15 protein-coding genes are annotated in these 18,196 nt (G+C 42.5%); 10 read left to right on the forward strand and 5 right to left on the reverse strand.

Features of this window, described 5'->3' with window-relative positions:
* The first annotated feature begins 44 nt into the window (after nt 1–44).
* The 7 genes from A9Z07_RS08965 to A9Z07_RS08995 all read left to right on the forward strand — a co-directional run bounded on the left by A9Z07_RS08965 (nt 45) and on the right by A9Z07_RS08995 (nt 7,872).
* Nucleotides 45–527 (forward strand): FKBP-type peptidyl-prolyl cis-trans isomerase, encoded by a 483-nt coding sequence (locus A9Z07_RS08965; RefSeq protein WP_004770302.1) that lies wholly within the window; start codon nt 45–47, stop codon nt 525–527.
* Between the two features lie 119 nt (nt 528–646).
* Nucleotides 647–2,089, forward strand: a complete 1,443-nt coding sequence (gene phrB / locus A9Z07_RS08970) for a deoxyribodipyrimidine photo-lyase (RefSeq protein WP_069578015.1) — start codon at nt 647–649, stop codon at nt 2,087–2,089.
* A gap of 178 nt (nt 2,090–2,267) precedes the next feature.
* On the forward strand, nt 2,268–3,017 hold the full coding sequence (locus A9Z07_RS08975; RefSeq protein WP_069578018.1) for a hypothetical protein: 750 nt from the start codon (nt 2,268–2,270) through the stop codon (nt 3,015–3,017).
* Nucleotides 3,017–3,922 carry a hypothetical protein gene (locus tag A9Z07_RS08980; protein WP_069578020.1) on the forward strand — a complete coding sequence of 302 codons (906 nt, stop codon included), beginning with the start codon at nt 3,017–3,019 and terminating at the stop codon, nt 3,920–3,922. The genes A9Z07_RS08975 and A9Z07_RS08980 overlap by 1 nt, the downstream gene beginning before the upstream one ends.
* On the forward strand, nt 3,909–5,159 hold the full coding sequence (locus tag A9Z07_RS08985; RefSeq protein WP_004770306.1) for a glycosyltransferase family 2 protein: 1,251 nt from the start codon (nt 3,909–3,911) through the stop codon (nt 5,157–5,159). The genes A9Z07_RS08980 and A9Z07_RS08985 overlap by 14 nt, the downstream gene beginning before the upstream one ends.
* Entirely contained in the window at nt 5,160–7,007 is a 1,848-nt protein-coding gene (locus A9Z07_RS08990; protein WP_069578022.1) for a hypothetical protein, read from the forward strand.
* Nucleotides 6,985–7,872: a hypothetical protein gene (locus A9Z07_RS08995; protein ID WP_171258962.1), complete on the forward strand. Its 888-nt coding sequence runs from the start codon at nt 6,985–6,987 to the stop codon at nt 7,870–7,872. The genes A9Z07_RS08990 and A9Z07_RS08995 overlap by 23 nt, the downstream gene beginning before the upstream one ends.
* Before the next feature lie 18 nt (nt 7,873–7,890).
* Here A9Z07_RS08995 and A9Z07_RS09000 read toward each other — a convergent pair whose 3' ends face one another.
* Nucleotides 7,891–9,105 carry a tetratricopeptide repeat protein gene (locus A9Z07_RS09000; protein ID WP_004770309.1) on the reverse strand — a complete coding sequence of 405 codons (1,215 nt, stop codon included), beginning with the start codon at nt 9,103–9,105 and terminating at the stop codon, nt 7,891–7,893.
* Between the two features lie 231 nt (nt 9,106–9,336).
* Here A9Z07_RS09000 and A9Z07_RS09005 point away from each other — a divergent pair, with 231 nt between their 5' ends.
* Complete coding sequence (locus tag A9Z07_RS09005) at nt 9,337–10,038, forward strand: VIT family protein (RefSeq protein ID WP_069578029.1); 702 nt, start codon at nt 9,337–9,339, stop codon at nt 10,036–10,038.
* A 118-nt stretch (nt 10,039–10,156) separates the two neighbouring features.
* Nucleotides 10,157–11,200 (forward strand): NAD(P)H-dependent flavin oxidoreductase, encoded by a 1,044-nt coding sequence (locus A9Z07_RS09010; protein ID WP_069578032.1) that lies wholly within the window; start codon nt 10,157–10,159, stop codon nt 11,198–11,200.
* A gap of 53 nt (nt 11,201–11,253) precedes the next feature.
* On the opposite strand, the gene ppk1 is transcribed toward A9Z07_RS09010, so the two are convergent.
* Nucleotides 11,254–13,332 (reverse strand): polyphosphate kinase 1, encoded by a 2,079-nt coding sequence (gene ppk1, locus A9Z07_RS09015; RefSeq protein ID WP_062846519.1) that lies wholly within the window; start codon nt 13,330–13,332, stop codon nt 11,254–11,256.
* 113 nt (nt 13,333–13,445) lie between these two features.
* Nucleotides 13,446–14,120, reverse strand: coding sequence for a monofunctional biosynthetic peptidoglycan transglycosylase (mtgA, locus tag A9Z07_RS09020; protein ID WP_069578036.1), 675 nt, complete (start codon nt 14,118–14,120; stop codon nt 13,446–13,448).
* Between the two features lie 72 nt (nt 14,121–14,192).
* Here mtgA and A9Z07_RS09025 point away from each other — a divergent pair, with 72 nt between their 5' ends.
* On the forward strand, nt 14,193–14,999 hold the full coding sequence (locus A9Z07_RS09025; protein ID WP_069578040.1) for a rhomboid family intramembrane serine protease: 807 nt from the start codon (nt 14,193–14,195) through the stop codon (nt 14,997–14,999).
* Here the strand turns inward: A9Z07_RS09025 and A9Z07_RS09030 are convergent.
* Both A9Z07_RS09030 and A9Z07_RS09035 read right to left on the reverse strand, forming a co-directional pair.
* Nucleotides 14,996–17,482: an ABC transporter permease gene (locus A9Z07_RS09030; RefSeq protein ID WP_005259039.1), complete on the reverse strand. Its 2,487-nt coding sequence runs from the start codon at nt 17,480–17,482 to the stop codon at nt 14,996–14,998. The genes A9Z07_RS09025 and A9Z07_RS09030 overlap by 4 nt on opposite strands.
* The gene (locus A9Z07_RS09035) at nt 17,479–18,183 is read right to left on the reverse strand and encodes an ABC transporter ATP-binding protein (RefSeq protein WP_069578044.1); all 705 of its coding nucleotides are present in this window, start codon (nt 18,181–18,183) and stop codon (nt 17,479–17,481) included. Before A9Z07_RS09035 ends, A9Z07_RS09030 begins: the two co-directional genes overlap by 4 nt.
* Nucleotides 18,184–18,196: the final 13 nt, after the last annotated feature.

Raw genomic sequence — 18,196 nt, forward strand, 5'->3', positions numbered from 1 at the left:
TTTATGATATACAGCTAAAACTATTGATGACATGGATTCAAAACATGACTGCTATTGCAAATAACCACGTGGTTTCATTCCACTACACTTTAACAAACGCTGAGGGTGAAACACTTGATCAATCTCAAGGTGAACCACTTGCATATTTGCACGGCGCGGGCAACATCATTCCTGGTTTAGAAAATGCACTTACAGGTAAAACTGTTGGCGAAAAATTCACTGTAAACGTTCCAGCTGCTGAAGGTTATGGCGAATACAACCCTGAACTTGTTCAAGAAGTTCCAGCTCAAATGTTCCAAGGTGTGGACAACATCCAGCCTGGTATGCAATTCCAAGCTCAAACTGATGACGGCGTACAAATCGTAACTGTTAAAGCGATTGAAGGCGACAACATCATCGTTGATGCGAACTTCCCGCTTGCTGGTCAAGACCTTACTTTCGAAGTAGAAATCGTTGAAATCCGTGATGCTTCTCAAGAAGAATTAGATCACGGTCACGTTCACGGTGCAGGTGGTCACCACCACTAATTCATTTTTGAATTAGATGGAAAAAGCAAAGCTTCGGCTTTGCTTTTTTATTGCCGCTACTTTTATAAAATAAAAAAATCGCTTATGGTCATGTCAATTTCTTTAAAATAAACAGAATTATGTCGACTGCTTATCAACTGATTTGGTTTCGCCAAGATTTGAGAATTCAGGATCATGCTGCGCTCTGGCATGCGACTCAGGCTGGCCCCACGATTGCCGTAGTCATTTTATCTCCTGAGCAGTGGCAATTACACGATGATGCGCCGATTAAAACTGAATTCTATCTCAGACAATTGCAAAGCTTAAAAGACGAACTTGCAAGTCTGAATATTCCCTTGCTGATACACACGATTCCGGTCTGGAAAGATGTACCAGAGTATTTCGCAACCTTAATGCAGCAACTGCCGATTCAAGATGTATATGCCAATATTGAACTGGGGGTAAATGAATTAAAACGCGATCAAGCTGTACAAAAACTTTTAAATCAGCAAGGAAAGGAACTGGTGCTTTTTCATGATCGCACCTTATTTCCTGTCGGCTCGATCCGTAACCAGTCCAATTTGCCCTATCAGGTTTTTGGCGCGTTTAAAAAGACCTGTTATCAGCGTTTACAACCTGCACTACCGCAATGTTATCCAACACCTGCTCCCCAACAAGTGATAACGGATTTAAAGTCGAGCTCACAAACCGATCTCGAGACACTGCAACTTAAATATAAACAACAGATCAAACATACACAGGATCTTGAATGGCAGATCGGCGAAGCCTATGCCTTGAAGCAACTTGACCAGTTTGTTGAGGAACAGCTCAATGAATACACCACTGGACGGGACTTCCCTGCACGCTCTGGCACCAGTCAGCTTTCAGCCTACTTAAATATCGGGATCATTTCGATTCGCCAATGTCTTCAAGCGCTATTCAGACAACAGCAGGGCCATTTTGAAATTCAATCCGATGGACAACAAAGCTGGTTAGATGAATTGTTGTGGCGGGAATTTTACCAACATATTCTGTTTGATTTTCCCCGTGTCTCACGGCATTTACCCTTTAAGCAATCGACTCAGAATATTCCTTGGCGTGATGACCCAGTCGCTTTAGAAAAATGGCAGCAGGGTCAGACAGGCATTCCGATCATTGATGCAGGCATGCGACAAATGTTGGCAACAGGCTGGATGCATAATCGAGTAAGAATGATCTGCGCCATGTTCCTGAGCAAAAACCTGCTGATTGACTGGCGTAAAGGTGAGCAATGGTTTATGCAGCATCTGATTGATGGCGATCTTGCAGCCAACAATGGCGGATGGCAATGGTGTGCCTCGACAGGCACAGATTCCGTACCTTATTTCCGGATATTTAATCCGATTAGCCAATCACAAAAGTTTGATCCTGAGGGGGAATATATTCGAAAATGGATGCCTGAGCTGGCCCAAATTGATAAAAAAGTAATTCATGAACCTTATGCAAAAAACCATTCTTTAACACTAGATTATCCGCATCCAATGGTCGATTTAAAGCTCAGTCGTACCCGTGCAATTGAAGCGTTTAAAGCCCATTTATCTTAGTTACATAAAATAAAATTTATTTAAAATACAAAGCTTTTCAATAAACAGTTAGACAGACTATACTGTATGTTACTGTTTATAAGATTATTTTACACAATCCATAACAGAAAGTTTATCGTCAAAACCGTAAAATAATGTTACCTTCATCACAAAAGACATTTATTAAAACTAAAAAATTATGCAGAAAAATCCGGCTTCAGCACTCGTCTTATGGATTATCTCAGCCCATGTTTTTATGGGCATCGTCGCGTATGAGTGGTTACCAGCAAGTTATCGTGGCAGTTGGGTTTTCCTTCTCATCCTTTTAATCGCGGGCGCATTTTTAAATGTCGGTCTGGCCATCATACTTGGGTTAATCACCTTCATTGGGGTTGCAGTTTACTTCCTGCTCGACTTAGCCAATCAAACTTATGTCGAGCGTCAGCTGTTGTTATTGTTTGTACTGCCCATCACTCCGATTTTTTTAAGCGCCATTCGTCACAATATCCAGAATGCACTGAAAACCTTTCGCGCAATTCAAAGTTATGATCGTAATTATCAACATGATATTTTGCCGCTAACTGCGTTAAAACACTTTCAGGGCGAGTTAAAGAAGCTGCTTAAACTCACGCAAAAAGATCATTACAAGATTATTACCACCCAGATCGACAATACCGTACTGATTCGGGAAATGCTTGGTGAAGATATCTGGAAAGAAACTCAGAATAAAATTATGGCGATTCTCTCGACCGAAAGAGATAGCGTCATTTACCATTTTATTAATGAAGAGCTGAGCCAGATTAAGAGTATCGTCATTCATGAACCTGTGATTGAAGAAAATCAGATCTATCCTGTATTTATTCAGCAGCTTCAGGAACTCACTGTATTAAAGCTCAAAATTGAACAACATACTGAATATTTGAGCCCTCAAGATCAAGAGGTGCCTTAATGTCAGTATTGCTTAATATTTGTGGTTTGCTGGTGAGCACTGCAAATTTTCCAGATACCACCATACGAGAATTCTATCAGCAGTATTATCACTGTTCGATCCAGCCTGCGCAAAATCAGGTCGCCTCTCAGACCGAATTACCCAGAAATATAGCAGCACTATTCCCGCAACCTTCAACATGGTGGCCCGTGTTCACCTCAGATCAGCTTGAATCTGAAAGTTTTAAACGCCTCATTGATAAGGGAATAAAACCTGGCGTTATCCTGCCCAATGAATATTTTAGCGCCATCAAATATTATAAAATCAAAAAAGCGGTGGATGAAGGTGCAATTCCTGTTGCCTTTTACCAAATGCAACATTCGAAATATTTTGCTGCCAAAGCCACCTTTTCAACAGCATTGGGATTAAGACCCCTCGCCGCCCTGATTGAAACTGGCTGGGATGAAAATCTGATTTCACAACCTGCGGGCAGCTATATCATCCAGTCCGATAGCCCGAACGAGCTACGTATCCCTGCGCGTAAAATTCAACATCATCAACATTATTTTTATCAGGCCATTAAAGATCCATCACAAGCATCGGGTTATCAGGTGGTGATTAACCCTCCAGCAGATATGCCTGTCAATAATATTGAATATCCACATCTGGGCATTTCATGGGACATCAATAATATTCAATACACTAGTACAGCAGACGGTGTAGAAACCAATATTTTTGGTTATTTACTGATTGCATTGAGTACAGTCGTGATTCCACTAGACTATGTCTACTCAGCACAGTATCCAAGTTTGCTCAGTACCTTTGGTAGCTCTATTTCCTGGATCTCATTATTACTTGGCGGCGGATTGCTCCTGATTTTGATCATTTCCATCATTCGCAGGAGAAGAATAAATGCCCGCAATTGATATTCTTTTCCTGTTCGGTTTTCTGGGCATCTGGATCCCTCAAGCCTTTTGGGCATGGCTCAGTTATCAAGCTTGGAAATATTCGAAAAATGCAGCCAAAGAACTGGAAAATATGCCAGTTCCAGAACACTGGCCTGTATTAAGTGTCTTAATTCCAGCCTATAACGAAGGTGTGGTCATTGAAGATACCTTACATGCCATTGCGCAACAGGATTATCCAGCCCATGCTTATGAAGTTTTACTGATTAATGACGGTTCCAAAGACAATACTTTAGAAATTGCGGAACGCATGGCAGAGATTTACCCTTGTATAAAAATCGTCAATGTACCCAAAGGAATGGGCGGAAAAGGAAAATCGCGCACACTGAATAATGGTTTACCACATGCCAAAGGTGAATTAATTGTGGTCTATGATGCAGACAGTACGCCCGAACCCGACTGTGTGCGTTTATTGGCGCAAACATTACTGGCAGATAAAAAACTGGTTGCCGTCAACGGTAAAGTACGCACGCGTAACTGGCGTGACAGTATTCTGACCCGTTTCATTGCGATTGAATTTATTTTCTTTCAATGGATTTTCCAAGGTGGACGCTGGCAGCGTTTCGAGCTTTCTACCCTGATGGGAACCAATTATGTGATCTGGCGTGATGCGCTGGAAACACTGGGTGGTTTTGACGAAAAATCTCTGGTCGATGATACCGAGATGAGTTTCCGAATTTTTCTAGGTCAACGCCGCATTAAATGGGTGCCTTATGCCGTCGGCTGGCAACAAGATCCACCATCCTTAAGTGTCTTTGTTAAGCAACGTTCCCGTTGGACACAAGGAAATTTCTACGTCACCAGTAAATATTTACCGATTGCGTTAAGAAAACCGTTCCCGATCGGGATCGAAATTTTTAACAATATTATGTGTTATGTCCTGTTTGTGCCCGCACTGATCTGGAGTCACATTACTTTAACCCTTGGTTTACTGGGTATTGCCGGGATCACTGTTCCTGGCCCATTTACCTTACTTTGGGGCTTATCGTTCTGTCTATACGTCGCACAAATGTGGTTTACCTTATCCCTAGAAAGAGCCAAACCTCAACTATATTTCTTCTCGGTTTTATCTTATGTCACCTATTCACAGGTCTTTCTATTTATCGTGTTTAAAGCTGCCTACGACATGCTGAAAAATAAGATACAGGGAAATTCATTGCAGTGGTACAAAACTGAGCGCAGCAAGGAGAAAAAATAAATGAAAAAGAATCCATTACATCATCAGATTTTTAAAATACTGGTCGCAAGTGCAGCGCTTTCCTTGCCCGTGTTGGGCTCTGCTGACACACTGAATACCTGGACATTTGATAATATCAATACCTCCAACAAATACACAATTGAACCGCATTTCTTTTATGTAGGCAAAGGCTCAGAATGGCAAAACATTCAGTTTAGCAGTGAATATTCGACTGAACATTTCACCACTTTACTGGTGAAATTTGATGACAAACTGATTTATAACACCACTTTGAATGGTGATGGAACGCTGAACTTTAATATACCAGCGACCACGAGTGGTTTTCACCGCTTAGATTTCATCTTGCAACAATACTCGCCAACCACATCACCTGCGGCTGATCGCACCACCTTCTGTAGTGAAGATGTGGATCAGGTGACTTATCTTAGTAATTCAAAAATTGATTACATGCGTCATCGGCCAATTTATCGTTTAAAAGATTTACCTGATGCCTTGTTTAACCCACAAGTGGTACGCCCTACACCATTCGTCGGGGTCTTAAAATACAATCGAGCCAATATCAATGAAGCCTCTATGCTGGGGCGTTTAATCAGTGCATGGGGCTCAGTCACCCCGATCCAGTGGTATGAACAAAATGCACCAGAGAATCAGCCAGCCAACTTTTTTATTGAAATTGCAAAATCTGCAACGCCTTTACCCAACGGTACTTTAGTTCAAATCAGTGCTGAGAATGAGGTTCCGACTTTACGTATTCAATATGACAATCCGGAAAAGCTGGTTTCCGCTATTAACGGTTTATTAAATCCAAATTATTTACAACAGCTCGATACCTCATCCACCTATCTGCCCAATAAACTGGCTGCGCCTGCTTGGGCACAGATCAAGCAAATCAAAACCCTTGCTGACTTAGGTATCAGTGATTTCCGTTTAAATCAGGCTGAAAAGAATCTATTCTTAAACTTCCCTGCGGTCTGGCAACCGACCGATATTCTACAAGGACAAATTGCCTTACGTGTCCAAAGTGGATTACTCGAAGGCTCAAACATTACTACATGGATTGATGGTGGCTTGGCGGGTAGCTTAAAAACGGCAGAGCTAGATTCTGATCCAGTGAACCGACAATTTAACTATTTCGCTAAAACCATTTCCAATAACACCAACTTTAGCCTCAAGCTGGAAAACTCGGTCATTGTAAACTCACAATGTCTGCCAACTGCCAAAGGTTCACTCTGGATTGATACGCAAAAATCGACCGTGAAACTGCCGCACAAGCTCAAAAATGGGGTTGCTTCACTTTCCATGAGTTTTGCCACACACCCAACCATTGCGATTGATGAAAATCCGGGCAGTCTGGAAATTGCCATGACCATGAGTCAGGTGGCTAAAAAAATGCTGATGACCAATGATCCGATTCCTTTGAATCTGGTCAAGTTTGATCCAGCTAAACCTGAACTTTTAAATGTGCAAGTCAACCCAAATATATATCGTCAACAGGTATTGATGCATAAAGATATTCTTTATGCTCCAGCAACTGCACGGGGTTTTCTGGTAAGTTTCCATGACCAACGTTTCAATGTCATCACAGACTCGATTGCGGGCGCGCAGAACTTCACCAAGCTTTGGGATAAAATCCAGACAAATATTCCAAATAATGCCAGCAAAATTTTGGTGGCAGAAAATGGGCAAGTGTTTATTTTACAAAAAATTATTGTGGGTAATCAGAAAGCACCTTTAGTCCAGCAGTCATCATTCTTTATCTTGGTTGTTATAATCTCTGCTATCATGATTCTTGCAATTTTGCTCTGGTACTGGCGTAAACGACCGAATGCTAAAAATAAGGCAGATTAAATTTATACTTTTAAAAATTATTACATTATCAGCCTTATTCAGTTTAGGGGGTTGCATGCACTTCTTTCAGGCAGACGTGCAACCTCCCCAGATTGAAGGAATTTTTTGGCAACCCGATTTAGCCACCACCCCGCCTTCAGGTAACTGGAATTTACTTGGTGTTTCAACCTTTGTCCCACAGTGGTCCACTGTACAATCCAAAGCTTGGTTCGATCATGACATGGGTTTTGAAAAATGGGATAAAACCCTCAACTTAAAACAGCTCAATCAGCAACCGTGGTCTCAACATATTATTTTGGGGCTGGCGGGTGAATATGATGAAAAGCTTGCCCGTTCAAAAGTTCTGCAACTGGCAGAAAACTCGAAACAGATCATTGAGAAAACCAAATCAATTCCATTAAAAGGTTATTACTTTCCTGTTGAAGCAGATCCGACATGGTTAGGTGTAGGTGTATTGGCACAAGCTTTAACGACCTTACCTCAACCCGTCTGGGTCAGTATTTATAGTGCAGAGCAGTCTCCTGAACATCTGGATTCTTGGCTGAAAAGCTGGTTACCGCACAATACCCATGTATTTTTTCAAGATGGCGTCGGTGTAGGAACCCGCTCTCCCCAGCAGGCAAAAATTATTCTGGAAGATCTTCAAAAAGAGTTCGGTAAAGATAAGGTCGTGATTGTTTTAGAAGCTTTCCGTCCAGTAAAAGCAGGCCAGTTCCGCTCAGCTTATCCATGGGAAGTGATTGAGCAGCTTAAAGCCTATGAAGGACAGAAAGTTTATATTTTTGATGGCCCACATTATATGAACCGTATTACCGTTTATGCCGTGGCTTTATGGTATAAACTGAAATACGGCTCAACTACCTGACTATATTTATAAGCGCGATTAGAAGCTTTTATAGAATACCAGTTCAGTGCGCGTGTTGTTATAGGTATCTGTTCCATCAGCTAAAGCATCTTTGAAATAACGTCCATATAAACGCTCAACACGTAGCTTTACTGGAACATAGTTAAAAGGCTGCCATGCAACACCCGCACCATATTCAAATAAGTTATTGTAATTTTCACCTTCTGAATCGGCCAAAGTATGTAGCTTGCCATAAGCTTGTACGGTACCCGCTTCACCACGATAGACATTAAAACCAGAGCGCAATCGTAAATCCGCAATAACGTTATAGTCTTCTCGTGAATAGCTTGCGACATTACCGTATAAATCAGTGAAATAATCATTCCAGATGGTACGTTGTTCCACCGCAGGATTGGCATACCATTCCTGATATCCCGTTACACCACCGACCACACTTTCACGGAACTTATCTCGATTACGATCAATAAGATCATAGCTGCCACCCACTTCTAAATAGGCACGAACAGGAATCGATAGCCAAGGCTGATAATTTGCACCAACACCGACGGTTACTGCATTTTCGTCGATAATCTCAGGACGTACCCCACCTTTCGATTTGGTATCACGGTTCAGGTTCACAAAGCCATATACCTGCGCCCGACCATTATCCAGATTTTTACCATATCGCATTTTCAATGGGAAAATGAAATCGTCATAACGCGACTCATAAGAAGGTGCAAAATAAATATCTTTAAACGTTGATGGTACGGCTGAAGCACTGAGATTCTGAACCGCTTGTTGTGCCTTGCTCGCCATTTCCGGATCAGATGAAGCTGATAAATCTTTAAAGATCACCAACGCTTCTTTATTTCTTTTTTGCTGGTTGAGTAAATACGCTTCCTGCAATTTCAATTGTTCATCCTGCGGTGCAAGCTGTTCTGCTTTACGCACACTCTGGATCGCTTCATTTTGCTTGTTCAAACGAATTTGTAAATAGGTCAGGCTCTTCCAGACTTTAATATCTTGTGGTGTGAGTTGCCCCAATTCAATCAGGATTTTTTCAGCTTCTTCTGGCTGGCTTTGTTCAATTTTATAAAATTTATCCCAACGATCATAAATCGGATTACCGGGTTTATATGCCGCATCCCCTTCTTTCACAAAGTCAGGCTCAGCACTCACCGCCTGTTGTACAGGTACGATTAGACCTAAAAGTAATAGTGTATGACTCAGCAGCTTATTTTTGGAATTGTTCATCGCAAATCTCAACTAAAAATATTCACAATATGGTCTATCGCAAGAAGGCTTAATTAGCATTTAAAATGTTAAATTGTTCACATATTATAACTAAATCATCGTTATGCTATCGTTAAAATAAGTTAATTTATAATAGATTAAGTTTATGAATCAACAATAGAATTTTACAAGCAATTGAACTGTTATAGAACTAGACGCGAACAAATTAAATTGATTTAAAAGAGCAAAATTATGTCTTTTTCACAACATGCAGAACCACATGTGATACAACGTTCAGGCTGGCTCCGTGCGGCTGTGTTAGGTGCCAATGATGGCATTATTTCTGTTACCAGCCTGCTTATGGGGATGGCAGCCAGTGGTGCAAGTTCTCACACCTTATTGATTACCTGTATCGCTGGCCTAATCTCGGGCGCAACGTCTATGGCAGCAGGTGAATATATCTCAGTCAAGTCTCAAGAAGATATTGAAAAATCGGACCTGAGATTTGAAGCACGTGAACTGGAAAAAAATCCGCATGCCGAATTAACAGAACTGACCCAAATCTATATCTCACGTGGCTTAAATCCTGAACTTGCTCATGAAGTTGCCAAACAACTCACTGCACATGATGCACTTGGTGCACATGCACGAGATGAGATCGGCATTCATGAAAATACTGCCGCCAATCCTGTTCAGGCCGCGCTGTCTTCTGCCGCCTCTTTCTCTTGTGGTGCAGCCTTACCTATGTTGGCAATCTTGCTTAGTCCAGATACATGGATCGCACGGGCTGTGTTAATTACAGGAATTATTTCACTGGCTTTATTGGGTGCATTATCGAGTTACTTTGCGCATACCTCCATGCTTAAAGGCAGCCTGCGCATTACCTTATGGGGCATCTTGGCAATGGTATTTTCCAGCTGGGTGGGTTCCTTATTTAATGTCACCCCGATTTAGGCCAATATGCTGTCATTCTGAAAATAGCGTCTATATTCAATAATTAAATAGCGATTATTATTTGCAAGCCTTTTTGTTTTTACGTTAAGGTGATTAAAAATGCAGTGAGTCATCCACCATGTCAATTTTAGAATTATTAGAAATAAAACATCCGATTTTACTTGCGCCGATGGCTGGGGTTTCTACACCTGAACTTGCTGCTCAAGTATCGAATCAAGGTGCATTCGGTTCTTTAGGCCTCGGTGCCAATACGCCTGAAGCAGCCAAAGCACAAATCTTAAAGACACAAGAACTGACTGATCACCCCTTTCAGGTGAACTTCTTTTGTCATCAATCAGAACAGCTCAATCCTGAAACTGCCCAACAATGGATTGAGTACCTTCGTCCCCAATTTGAGAAATTTGCTGCAGAAGTCCCAACCCAGCTCAACTGTATTTATCCCAGCTTTTTAGACAATGATGACTTTCTCAATGTGGTGCTTGAAACACGTCCCAAAGCAGTCAGTTTTCATTTTGGTATCCCACACCCGCATCAGATTCAGGCTTTAAAACAAGCTGGCATCATGACCATGGTGTCCGCAACCAATTTACTTGAAGCCCAAGCAATTGAAGCAGCAGGTATTGATATTATTATCGCGCAAGGCATTGAGGCTGGTGGGCATCGCGGGATTTTCAATCAGCATGTTGATGCTGCGATTAAAACCATCGATCTGGTGCAACTCATTACAAAACACTGTACCCTCCCCGTAATTGCAGCAGGCGGCATCATGAATGGTGAACATGCCAAAGACATGCTGAAACACGGCGCTGCAGCAGTACAATTAGGGACAGCGTTTGTACAATGTAAAAGTTCCAGTGCCAATGCCGCCTACCGCAAGGCATTATTTAATCAAACAATCACTCAGATTAGTGCCAGTCTTTCAGGCCGACCCGCACGTGGTTTAATTGGCACGTGGCATACACAGATCGACGCTCCAAATCGCCCTCAAGTGCCTGCCTATCCATATACCTATGATCTGGCGAAGCAGTTGATGGGTATCGCCAGTGCTCAAAATGACTTTAGTTATGGTGCTTTCTGGGCAGGCAGCAATGTCAGTCAAATTAGAGAGCTGGAAGCAGCCGATTTAGTCAATCAACTAGTACTGGAAATAAAAACCAATTAAATTTTGCGCGTAAAAAAGCCGACCATAATCGGTCGGCTTTTTAGTAAATCAATTTATTTGATCGCCTCAAGTAAAGTGTGTTGGGCATTATGCGGTGCTTCACCTTCCATCGGTCGCGCACGTTCCCATACGCCATCTCCTTGTAGCAACCAGGCTTGCTGATTGTCTTTGAGGTAATTCAATAAACCCAGTTGGTAAATACGCTTTTTCAAGGCTGGATCTTCAATTGGGAAACACGCTTCAACACGGTTAAACAGATTACGATCCATCCAGTCAGCACTTGAACCGTATATACGTGGGTTACCATTATTGCTGAAATAATAAACCCGTGTATGTTCAAGGAAACGTCCAACAATCGAACGCACACGAATATTTTCTGACAAGTTTGGTAAGCCCGGACGTAAACAGCAAATTGAACGAATAATCAGGTCAACCTGCACGCCCGCTTGCGAAGCTTCATACAGTTTATTAATCAGTTGAACTTCCGTTAAGGCATTCACTTTAATAATAATTTGTGCAGGTTTGCCTGCTTTGGCATTGGCAATTTCGTCATCAATATAATTGATCAACTGGGCATGCAAAGTGAATGGTGCATGAAGCAACTTCTTCGGCTTCGCCATTTTGCCCATACCCGTCAATTCCTGAAAGATACGATGTACATCTTCACACAGGTCTTTATCGGTAGTCATGAGGCCATAATCGGTATAAATACGGGCGTTGGTGGCGTGGTAGTTCCCCGTACCTAAATGCACATAACGCACCAGTTTATTATTTTCACGGCGTACCACCAGAATCATTTTGGCATGCGTTTTATAACCCACGATGCCATATACCACCACGGCGCCTGCTTCTTGCAATACGTTCGCTACTTCAATATTGGATTCTTCATCAAAACGGGCACGTAACTCAATCACTGCCGTGACTTCCTTACCATTACGTGCAGCTTCGGCAAGTACTTGCACGATTTCTGAGTCAGCTCCACTACGATAAAGTGTTTGTTTGATAGCCAGCACTTGCGGATCACGTGCAGCTTCACGCAACAACTGAATCACAGGCGCGAAAGATTCAAATGGATGATGCAATAAAATGTCCTGTTTCTGCATTGCTGCAAAAATACTTTCAGACTTTTTAAAAGCTTTTGGAATCACAGGTGTATGTGAGTCATAACGTAAATGCGGACGTTTGAAATTTGATAATAAACGCGCCAGATTTACAGGACCATCTACACGATAGAGTTGTTCTTCATTTAAATCAAACTCATTGAGCAGATATTCATAAATATGTTTTGGACAGTTATGGGTTACTTCCAGACGGACTGCACGACCAAAACGACGTGAACTCAACTCACCTTTTAAAGCTTTTGCCAAATCTTCAACATCTTCGTTTAGCGCTAAATCGGCATTACGGGTGACACGGAATTGATAGCAGCCTGTTGCGGTCATGCCAGGGAACAGATCAGAGATATGTTCATGGATAATCGCTGAGAGCATGACATGATGTTCTTTCCCATCAGTCAACTCATCTGGCAAACGCACGACACGCGGTAATGAACGTGGCGCAGGGACAACCGCCAAATCAATTTGACGACCAAAGGCATCTTTCCCTTCTAGCGTCACAATAAAGTTCAGGCTTTTATTCACCAGTCGTGGAAATGGATGCGCAGGATCCAGACTGATTGGCGTAAGCACAGGTGCCACCTGTTCATGGAAATATTTCTTGATCCATGCCGATTGTGCAGGTGTTAATTCACCACGACGTAAGAAGCAAATATCTTCTTCACGTAATTTCGGCAAAATCTCTTCATTTAAAATACGGTACTGACGTTCAATTGCCGCATGTGTTGTTTTTGAAATTTGTTCTAAAACCTGCTTTGGCGTCAAACCATCTGGAGTGCGGCTTTCATTGCCCAACGTCAGTTGTTCCATCATTCCCGCAACACGGATCTCAAAGAATTCGTCCAGATTACGTGAAAAGATCAGAAGGAAGTTCATCCGCTCTAATAATGGATGAAGTGGATCGACAGCCTGTTCCAGTACGCGTAGATGAAAATCGAGAATCGAAAGCTCACGATTTATATAACGATCGTTGTAACTGTATTCTATTGGCGTTGTTGTCGTCACTGCAGTATTCATACCCAACCTTGTTGCTTTATCATTCATCAAGTGATGATTTAAGTATGCTGCAAAATTATGTCAATTTGGTAAAAAAGCCCAAAATATTGGGCTTTTTTTTAAAATTTGGCGAATTATTGCGGAAGTTGTATCCCATTCATATATTTTAAGATCACCCGCTTGCGATATTGCAACTTACGGTCATTGTGGTTGTCTTGATAATACTTTGGATTTGGCAACAATGCGGCTAAAAATGCAGCCTGCTCTCGGGTTAAACTTTTAGAACTTTTGCCATAATAAAATTGAGCTGCTGCTTCAACACCATAAATGTTCTGACCAAACTCAACCGAGTTCATATAGACTTCCAGAATGCGTCGTTTTGACCACATCCGCTCCATCATCCAGGTTGCTACAGCTTCCTGCCCCTTGCGAATGAAAGAACGTTTATTATAAAGAAACAGATTTTTGGCCAACTGTTGTGAAACCGTTGAACCACCCGCGACCAGTTCACCTTTTTTGCTATTGCGCTCCAGAGCAAACTGGATTCCCGCCCAGTCAAAACCATGATGATGAATAAACTTGGCATCTTCACCCGCTAAAATTGCGCGTTTGAAGTTATCACTAATATTGTCATAGTCACGCCATTCCTGCTTGATCGGTTTAAAGTCGGTAAAGTAATCCCAACGCATAAACATGGTCGTATTCACTGGATGGGTTCGCCACCAGACCAGACTACTAAAAATCCAGAGCTGGATCAGTAGAATGACGCCAATAATCAACATTACTGCGCGTGCTAAAAAGGCTTTCATTAAAGTGCATCACTCCATCATGCAATGAATTCATGCTAAGCTATTTTTTATATCAATAACTAGCGTAAACATATGACTGAAACGACTCCACCACAAATCAATCAAAAATTGCAAATACAAACATGGTGGTTTACTGCATTGTTAATCGCAGTCAATGTCGGATTATTTGGCTGGCAAATTCTTTCAGGGGTGAATATTACCGACCCTGTCCCTGTTGATGCAATCGCTTGGGGAGCAGATTTTACACCGCTCACCTTTACTGGGCAGGCAGAACGCTTATTCACCAGTATGTTTTTTCACTTTGGCCTGATCCATTTAATGTTAAATATGTGGGCTCTGTATATCTTTGGCAGTGTGGCAGAACAATTATTTGGCCGAAGCTATTATATCGGTTTGTATTTTCTGGCTGGCCTCATGGGCAGTGTCTTGTCCAGCTATCTGAGCATCCGTGATGGCTACGAACTTTTACAACATTTTGATCCGAAATTACTCCCGCATATCAGTGCAGGCGCCTCAGGTGCCGTGATGGGGCTAGGTGCAGCACTCACCGTCATTTCCCTGTTTCCACCTTTGCCACAGCAACGCTTCTTGCTGGATAAAAAATCATTATTAATGATTATGGCGATTAACCTTGTCTTCGGTTTTACCGTTTCAGGGATTAATAATGCCGCACATATTGGTGGTATGATCATGGGTGCATTGCTAGCCGTGACATGGTATTTCAGCCAGAAAACGCCAAGAAATACACTGGCTCAAGTCATTGCCTTAATGATTGGTGCCTTACTGCTCAGCGCATTCTATTTTTATTGCACAGAATTAAGCACAGGACTCAATCCTCTCTGGAATGAAATCCTGCGTCAGAACCAGCTCTCTTTTTAAGACTGGTTCATTTCTCTTAAACTTTGTAAGGGCGGAATATCGCATAAGTAACTCAAGCGATAGCGCCCGATCAAGGTACAAATCAGCATCATGCTTAACGGCAAAATCAACCAGATCTCAGCATGCCACTGAATGGCCATTTGCATCTTGTAACTGGCAATCGCGCTGATCACCTCTGCAAACAGACAGGCCACGACACCCGCCAACAAGCCGATAAAGCCAATCTCAAGACTGAGCATACGTTTTAATTTATTCTTGGCAACGCCAAAAGAGCGTAATAGAGCCACCTCTTTACGGCGTTCATCCATCAGTACATTTAAACAGGCAATCAGTACCAGTACACCCGATAAACCGACCAGCATGGCTAGAACCGTGACAATCTGCACCAGTACATTGACCAGACGTTTCACCTCTTCCAGAATACGCCCGACATCAATAAATACCGTGTTGGAAAATTGCTGAATCAATTGCACCATTTTCGGCTGATCCGCTGGCGGCACATAGAAGCTTCCTAAATAACTGCCCGCATTCTCATCCATAGTTTTGGGTGAAAAAATAAAGAAGAAATTAGGACTAAAACTTTCCCATTCCACGCTACGCAGATTGATGACGGTCGCATTCATTGGCCCTTCGGGTAAGCTAAAACTGAGTTGATCCCCAATCTTGATCCCGAGTTCAGTGGCCAGTTTTGCTTCCACAGACACCTGCCCGATCTGGGTAAAATGGGAACTGCCCTGCGTAATCACATTATCTTTCGGATACACTGCGGCTTGAGTCAGATTCAATTCACGACGCAACGAATTATTTTGTTTTACCAGTTCTGCTGCAAAAGGCTGACCATTTTTGGCCACCAGTCGGCCCCGAATATTCGGATAAAGCGGAGTGGACTGCCATTTATTTTGCTCAAGCTGCTGTTTCAACTGAGGCATATCAAACGGCGGTAGGCCATAAACAAACTGATTCGGTGTCCCTTCTGGCAATTGTTGCTGCCAACGCTCCAATAAATCTGTTCTTAATACACTCAATACCGTAATCAAGCTCAGGCCCAAAGCGAGGGCTGTAATCTGTAAAGCAGTTTGATGTGGAATCCGTACATAGGCTGATACAGGATGTTTGAGCTGTTTAATCGCTTTTAACAACAACCAGATCACGGCAAAAAGTGTCGCACACAAAATCAAGATCGCGGCTAAGACCCATAGGCTTAACTGTAAATTATCACTGAGCACCAAACTAAAAATCACCAGACTGGCAATACCGACTGCAAACATGGCGAAATACGACTTACGTGAACGCTCCTGCTGACGGATCACACGAATCGGCGGTGTATTTAATAGCTCCCAGATACTTGGCAAGATAAAACCAATCAGCACCATCACACTGGTAAAAATGGCGACAGGCAAGGCAAACAGCAAATCAGCCAGCGCAAAGCTTAATTGTAATTGTGGAATCAGCTGCAACATCAACTGCAATAAACCATAACCTAATGCAATACCGATCAGACTACCCAGCACAATCGATAAAGCACTGACAATTCCAAGCAAGGCCAGATAAGCCAGCAAAATCTGTCTCTTACTTGCCCCCAGACAGCGCATCAGGGCAATATGGTCCTGATTCTGTTGCACATAACGTTGACTGGTCAATGCTATCGCAATACCACACAGCAAAATGGTTAACAAATTGGCAAGCTGTAAAAAAGTATCCAGATTTTCAATCGGTTTCATTAAGCGCGTATTGGATTGGCTGGCATCGCGTAACTTCAATGAACCTTGTTCGCCCTCACCCAACTGCTGATCATTGGGTTGATCGAGCGTCTGTTCATGCTGTGTTTGCTGCCTGAAGATATTTTTAAATGCCTTGATCTGTTCAGGCGGCCCTGCCATCAATAACCGATATTCAATCCGGCTACCCACTTGAACGGCATTGGTTTTGGCAATATCTGCCTGATGGATAATCACTGTCGGCGAAAATCCTGAAAAGCCAAGCTCCTGATTAGAATCATGTTCAATGATCCCCGTCACTTTAAACTGTCCATCCGCAATCGCAACCTGATCCCCTACTTTCGCCTGTAGAAGATCAGCTGCACGAGGACTCAGCCAGACCTGTCCAGTTTGAATGCCTTGTGGCTTGGGCTGAATTTCCAGTTCCCCCCGTAATGGAAAATGCGCATCAACGGCTTTCACATTGACCATCACAAACTGATCCGAGGTATGTGCCATCGAACTAAACACAGTCACAGCGGCCTGTTGCAAATCCAGTTTTTTGGCTTGCTGTAACCATTCAGTCTGAATTGGATCTTGATCGTATAACACCAGATCCGCAGCCAACATTTCAGCGGCCTGTAACGTCACGGCATTTTGTACTTGGGTATTACTGAACTTGAGTGCTGTGGTGGCACTAATTGCTAAAGAAAGTGCAATGATTAATAAATATAACCCACCCGTACGAAAACTTTGCAGCAACAGCGGCTTGAGAACTGAACTCATAAGCCCACCTCAAGCTTTACAATTTCCTGAATCTGACCATCAGCCAGTTTGACATGACGTTGACATAAAGCAGCCAGATTCTGATCATGCGTCACCAGAACCAAAGTTGTTCCTAATTCTTTATTAAGCTCAAATAATAGCTGTTCAATTTCTTCAGCCGTTTGCCCATCCAGATTACCCGTGGGTTCATCGGCAAAAATAATTTTTGGCTCTGCAATCAATGCTCTGGCAATCGCAACACGCTGCTGCTCCCCACCAGAAAGCACTTTCGGTGTTTGCTGGGCCTGACGTACCAGCCCAACTCGCTCTAACCATGCCAATGCTTTTTGTTCTGCTTGCTTGAAATTAAAGTCAGGTTGTAAGCGTAATGGCAACATGACATTTTCCAGTGCACTGAGCTGCGGCAATAGCTGAAAAGACTGAAATACAAAGCCTATATTTTCCAGACGAACCTGCGCGCGCTGTTCTTCCCACAAACTATGCACCGCCTGTCCACACACCCATAACTCCCCAGCACTGGGACGATCAAGTGTTGCCAGAATACCTAACAAGGTCGATTTTCCTGAACCTGACCGACCTGTAATGGCAATCTGTTCACCTTGATAAATTTCCAAATCGATATCTTTTAAAATCGTTAAACTTTGCTGATTAATTTGAATATTTTGTGTAACTTTTTGGGCAGAAATAATCGGTTGTGGCATGATGTCACGTATC

This window comes from Acinetobacter sp. YK3 (assembly GCF_001729365.1).
In the GTDB taxonomy this organism is placed as follows: Bacteria; Pseudomonadota; Gammaproteobacteria; order Pseudomonadales; family Moraxellaceae; genus Acinetobacter; species Acinetobacter vivianii.

What these genes read in the sequence shown, in the direction of transcription:
- A9Z07_RS08965 (WP_004770302.1), top strand. Translation starts at nt 45, where the DNA reads ATGACTGCTATTGCAAATAACCACGTGGTTTCATTCCACTACACTTTA.
- phrB (WP_069578015.1), top strand. Translation starts at nt 647, where the DNA reads ATGTCGACTGCTTATCAACTGATTTGGTTTCGCCAAGATTTGAGAATT.
- A9Z07_RS08975 (WP_069578018.1), top strand. Translation starts at nt 2,268, where the DNA reads ATGCAGAAAAATCCGGCTTCAGCACTCGTCTTATGGATTATCTCAGCC.
- A9Z07_RS08980 (WP_069578020.1), top strand. Translation starts at nt 3,017, where the DNA reads ATGTCAGTATTGCTTAATATTTGTGGTTTGCTGGTGAGCACTGCAAAT.
- A9Z07_RS08985 (WP_004770306.1), top strand. Translation starts at nt 3,909, where the DNA reads ATGCCCGCAATTGATATTCTTTTCCTGTTCGGTTTTCTGGGCATCTGG.
- A9Z07_RS08990 (WP_069578022.1), top strand. Translation starts at nt 5,160, where the DNA reads ATGAAAAAGAATCCATTACATCATCAGATTTTTAAAATACTGGTCGCA.
- A9Z07_RS08995 (WP_171258962.1), top strand. Translation starts at nt 6,985, where the DNA reads ATGCTAAAAATAAGGCAGATTAAATTTATACTTTTAAAAATTATTACA.
- A9Z07_RS09000 (WP_004770309.1), bottom strand. Translation starts at nt 9,105, where the DNA reads ATGAACAATTCCAAAAATAAGCTGCTGAGTCATACACTATTACTTTTA.
- A9Z07_RS09005 (WP_069578029.1), top strand. Translation starts at nt 9,337, where the DNA reads ATGTCTTTTTCACAACATGCAGAACCACATGTGATACAACGTTCAGGC.
- A9Z07_RS09010 (WP_069578032.1), top strand. Translation starts at nt 10,157, where the DNA reads ATGTCAATTTTAGAATTATTAGAAATAAAACATCCGATTTTACTTGCG.
- ppk1 (WP_062846519.1), bottom strand. Translation starts at nt 13,332, where the DNA reads ATGAATACTGCAGTGACGACAACAACGCCAATAGAATACAGTTACAAC.
- mtgA (WP_069578036.1), bottom strand. Translation starts at nt 14,120, where the DNA reads ATGAAAGCCTTTTTAGCACGCGCAGTAATGTTGATTATTGGCGTCATT.
- A9Z07_RS09025 (WP_069578040.1), top strand. Translation starts at nt 14,193, where the DNA reads ATGACTGAAACGACTCCACCACAAATCAATCAAAAATTGCAAATACAA.
- A9Z07_RS09030 (WP_005259039.1), bottom strand. Translation starts at nt 17,482, where the DNA reads ATGAGTTCAGTTCTCAAGCCGCTGTTGCTGCAAAGTTTTCGTACGGGT.
- A9Z07_RS09035 (WP_069578044.1), bottom strand. Translation starts at nt 18,183, where the DNA reads ATGCCACAACCGATTATTTCTGCCCAAAAAGTTACACAAAATATTCAA.